General features: G+C 68.1%; 6 protein-coding genes. All 6 read left to right on the forward strand.

From position 1 onward, the window contains the following. A partial coding sequence (locus WCJ52_RS11820; RefSeq protein ID WP_336903508.1) for a biotin/lipoyl-containing protein occupies window positions 1–1,290 on the forward strand: 1,290 nt, incomplete at its 5' end. Beyond that, window positions 1,287–1,688 (forward strand): DUF1489 domain-containing protein, encoded by a 402-nt coding sequence (locus tag WCJ52_RS11825; RefSeq protein WP_336903509.1) that lies wholly within the window; start codon window positions 1,287–1,289, stop codon window positions 1,686–1,688. The genes WCJ52_RS11820 and WCJ52_RS11825, both read left to right, overlap by 4 nt. A gap of 250 nt (window positions 1,689–1,938) precedes the next feature. Next, window positions 1,939–2,748 (forward strand): division plane positioning ATPase MipZ, encoded by an 810-nt coding sequence (locus WCJ52_RS11830; protein ID WP_336903510.1) that lies wholly within the window; start codon window positions 1,939–1,941, stop codon window positions 2,746–2,748. Next, entirely contained in the window at window positions 2,748–3,182 is a 435-nt protein-coding gene (locus tag WCJ52_RS11835; RefSeq protein WP_336903511.1) for a molecular chaperone DnaJ, read from the forward strand. The genes WCJ52_RS11830 and WCJ52_RS11835 overlap by 1 nt, the downstream gene beginning before the upstream one ends. A gap of 117 nt (window positions 3,183–3,299) precedes the next feature. Then, window positions 3,300–4,001 (forward strand): GTP cyclohydrolase I, encoded by a 702-nt coding sequence (locus WCJ52_RS11840; protein WP_336903512.1) that lies wholly within the window; start codon window positions 3,300–3,302, stop codon window positions 3,999–4,001. Window positions 4,002–4,006: 5 nt separating this feature from the next. Further along, the coding region (locus WCJ52_RS11845) for a BLUF domain-containing protein (RefSeq protein WP_336903513.1) at window positions 4,007–4,434 on the forward strand (428 nt) is incomplete at its 3' end.

Raw genomic sequence — 4,434 nt, forward strand, 5'->3', positions numbered from 1 at the left:
CTGCTGGAGCGGTGCATCGAGGCGCCCCGCCACATCGAGGTCCAGGTATTCGGCGACGCCCATGGCGGCCTCGTCCACCTGTTCGAGCGCGATTGCACCCTGCAACGTCGCCGGCAGAAGGTGATCGAGGAGGCCCCCGCTCCGGGCATGACCGATGAGGTGCGCGCCGCGGTATGCGCCGCGGCCCTCGCCGCGGCTCGGGCGGTGGACTATGTCGGCGCCGGCACGGTGGAGTTCATCGCCGACGCCCGCGACGGCCTGCGCGCCGATCGCATCTGGTTCATGGAGATGAATACGCGGCTGCAGGTCGAGCATCCCGTTACCGAGGTTGTCACCGGGGTGGACCTGGTGGAATGGCAGTTCCGGGTCGCCGCCGGCGAGCCCCTGCCCCTGTCCCAGGACCAGATCGTCCTGGACGGCTGGGCCCTGGAGGCGCGGCTCTGCGCGGAGGTTCCCGAGCGGGGCTTTATTCCCTCCATCGGCCGGCTGGAGCACCTGCGCCTGCCCGAGGGGGTGCGGATTGATTCCGGCGTCGAGGCTGGGGACGAGGTGGGGCCGCACTACGACTCCCTCATCGCCAAGCTGATCGCCTGGGCGCCGACCCGGGAGGGGGCGACGGAGGCCTTGGCCGAGGCCTGTGCTGGGGTCGAGACCTGGCCCCTGCAGACCAACGCGGCCTTCCTGGCGAAGTGCCTGGACGACCCCGACTTCCTGGCTGGGCGGATCGACACCGACTTCATCGAGGCCCGGATGGACCGGCTGACGACCTCCGCCGGGCCCTCGCCCGACCTCGCCCGGGCCGCCGCCGAGGCCCTGGGGGCCCTGGCCGCAGAAGGCGCCAGCGCCCCGTCGGCGGGGCTGGCGGGCTTCCGCCTCAACGCGCCGCCTCGGGCGACCGTTCGCCTCTGGTGCGACGGTCAGCCCCTGGTCGTCCACCTCGACGGGGAGGACGTGGAGGCGGACCTTCTCGATACCGGCGAAGGCCTGGTGTTCTTTGAATTGGGAACCGCATTCCGCTTCACCGCCGATCCTCCGGACCCCGAAGTGGGTGCGGGCGCGGGCGGTGACGGAACCGTCGTTGCCCCCCTGCCAGGCCGCGTCGTCGCCGTTCCGGTCGCCGAGGGCGCCCGGGTTGCCCGGGGCGATGTCCTGGTGGTCATAGAGGCGATGAAGATGGAACACGGCCTGACCGCGCCCTTCGATGGCGTGGTCGAGGGCCTGGCGGCCGCCGTGGGCGATCAGGTCCGGGAGGGCGAGGCCCTGGTACGGGTGCGGAGCGAGGCACCGTGACCCTGCACATGATCCGGCTCTGTGTCGGCTCCGACACCATCGAGGACCTGGTGGCCTGGCATGGGAACAGCCCTGACCCCTGGCCCCTGCACACCCGGATGTCGCCCAAGCGTGTGGACGAACTGCTGGATGGGGGGTCGCTCTACCGGATCTTCCGGGGGCTGATCCTCTGCCGCCAACGCATACTGTCCATCGCCCGGGTGGAGGCAGGCGGGGAGAGCCACTGCCGGATCGACCTGGAGCCGCGGATTCTTCGCGTGGTGCCGACGCCCCGCAGGGCCTTCCAGGGCTGGCGTTACCTCGATCCCGCCGACGCGCCTCCGGATCTCGACGAGGCCAGCGGGGAGGGGATTCCGGACGACCTCGCCCGCCGCCTGCGCGAGGCAGGCGCCTGGTAAGACCCGTCGGACCGCCAGGTCGTCGATGAGCTGCATCCATCCATCCACAGGCGATCCGACCCTCCGCGTTGACGCCGCCGGGGGTGGATGACCACCCTGTGGCCGTCGGGAATCGGTCCCGCCAGGTCCTGTTCCGATAAGTGGCAACCGGTTATCGGATCCCAACAGGACCTAACGTTTTGGACTTAGAGCCTGTCTTGCCTCTTCAGACTTTCCTTCTGAAGGGAACAGGCTCCAGCGGAGAGATCTGATGGCTGACGTCATCGTCGTTGGAAATGAAAAGGGCGGCGCGGGAAAGTCCACCCTCGCCATCCACCTCATGACCGCTTTGCTGCACCAAGGTGTCCGGGTCGGGGTCCTGGACCTGGACGTACGCCAGCAGTCCTTTGCCCACTTCGTCGACAGCCGCAGGGCCTGGCTCACCGCCAATTCCGCCGAGGCCCCCATGCCGGAAATCGCGCCGATCGAATCTGATATCTCCAGAGCTTCCGAGGATGAAGCCCGCGCCCGGCTGGCGGCGGCCTTCGAGGCCCTGTCCGGTTGCGACATCATCCTGGTCGACACACCTGGTGCCGATACCCTGCTGAGCCGGGAGGCCCACGCCCGGGCGGATCTGATCGTCACGCCGATGAACGATAGCTTCGTGGATTTTGACACCCTGGGCGTCGTCGATCCCGTCACCCTCGAGCTCAAGCGTCCGAGCCTCTATTCCGAGACTGTCTGGAACAGCCGCAAGGACCGGGCCGCCGCCTCGGGCCGCTCCATTGACTGGGTCGTTCTGCGCAACCGCCTGGCCCCCGCCGACGCCCGCAACCGCCGCAGGGTGGACGAGCGCGTCCAGGCCCTGTCCCGCCGGGCGGGTTTCCGCGTCGGTCCCGGCCTGCGTGACCGGGTCATCTATCGCGAACTCTTCCCTTTTGGCCTCACCATCGCCGACCTGTCCCCGTCCATCCGCCCGGTGTCCATGAGCCTCCAGCACGTGGCGGCCCGACAGGAACTGCGGGACCTGATGGGCTTCCTCGGACTGTCCGGCGAAGGTACCCAGCTGGCCGCTCAGTAATGAGCTGGATCTTGATGGGACTGGCGGTCCTGGCCCTCCTGGCCTGGGCCGGAAGGGCAGGCGCGCCGACCGGCCGCCGCGCCTGGCGCCTCCTGGCGCCCGCCATCGCCCTGGCGGCCGTGGTCGCCGGAGTCTTCAGCCTGCTGAGGGGCGCCTGGCCCGTCGGCTTGCTCCTGGTTGTCGCCGGCATGGCCATGGCTGCCGTCGCCCGCACTCCGCCGCTCCGAGGGCCCGCCCCGCCGCCCCGGGCGACCCCAGACAACGTGACCCTCGCCACCGCCCGTTCGGTGCTTGGGGTCGGCCCGGAAGCCAGCCGTGACGAGATCCTCGCCGCCCACGCCCGGCTGATCCGCCGGATCCACCCTGACGCCGGGGGTACGGACGGCCTGGCCGCTCACCTGAACGCCGCCAGGGACCGGCTGCTGGAGGGCTGAGGCCCCGCGGCATCCCACGGCCCTCCCCGACAATCACGAGACAGGTTTGGAGCTTCCGGTGTAGGGTCAAGGCTATCGGGCCTGGCCCCGGCCAACTGAAACCACTGCGAGCGTGTTGTGAAGCCTCCGGCAGACCCCGAACAGGAGCCCGTCTCCGCCCGAATCCGAGCTCGTATCAAGAAGGCCCGGAAGCGGTTTTTCGCTAATGACAACATCTCCGCCTACATCCATGAGGGCGAGATGAACGACCTGCTCGCCGAGGTGGAGGGCAAGTTCCGCGAGGTGCTGAAAAGCCTGGTGATTGACACCGAGGCTGACCACAACACCCGGGATACCGCCAAGCGCGTCGCCAAGATGTACGTCACGGAGGTCTTCCGCGGCCGCTACACCGAGGCCCCTCCGGTGACGGAATTCCCCAACGCCAGCTCCCTGAACGAGCTGATGATCGTTGGCCCGATTACCGTGCGCAGCGCCTGCAGCCACCACTTCTGCCCGATCATGGGGCGGCTCTGGATCGGGCTCATGCCGAACGAGCACTCCAACCTCATTGGCCTGTCCAAGTATTCCCGCCTGGCGGAGTGGATCATGTCCCGGCCCCAGATCCAGGAAGAGGCCATATCCCAATTGGCGGCCCTCCTGATGGAGAAGGTTCGTCCCGACGGTCTGGCGGTGGTGATGGAAGCCGATCACTTCTGCATGCACTGGCGCGGGGTCAAGGACACCGAGACGAAGATGATCAACTCGGTCATGCGCGGCTCCTTCCTCAAGGACCACACCCTGAGGGCCGAATTCCTCTCCCTCATCAAGAACAGGACCTGACCTCCATGCTCGTGCGCTGCCTCTATGCCAGCCGCCCTGTCGATCCCATGAACGGCGCTCTGCTCGACGGCATCCTCGAACAGTCTCGGCGGAATAATCCGCGGCAGGGTATCACCGGCATCCTGTGCGTCGCCGATGACCTCTACATCCAGCTCCTGGAAGGCGGGCGCGACGAGGTCTGCGAGATTTTCAACGCCATCGTCCGGGACGACCGGCACCGACAGGTCCGGCTGCTGTCCTACGAGGAGATTTCCGAGCGGCGCTTCGGCAACTGGAGCATGGGGCATGTCTCCATCTCGCGGGTGAACCCCTCGCTCCTGTTGAAGTACTTCAAGCGGGCGGAGCTGGACCCCTTCGAGGGGCCCGGCCAGGCCACACTGTCCCTGCTGGGCGAACTGGTCGCAACGGCGGCGATCGTTACCCGCGGCGAATA

Source organism: Phenylobacterium sp. (assembly GCF_037138395.1).
In the GTDB taxonomy this organism is placed as follows: Bacteria; Pseudomonadota; Alphaproteobacteria; order Caulobacterales; family Caulobacteraceae; genus Phenylobacterium.

What these genes read in the sequence shown, in the direction of transcription:
- WCJ52_RS11830 (WP_336903510.1), top strand. Translation starts at nt 1,939, where the DNA reads ATGGCTGACGTCATCGTCGTTGGAAATGAAAAGGGCGGCGCGGGAAAG.
- WCJ52_RS11835 (WP_336903511.1), top strand. Translation starts at nt 2,748, where the DNA reads ATGAGCTGGATCTTGATGGGACTGGCGGTCCTGGCCCTCCTGGCCTGG.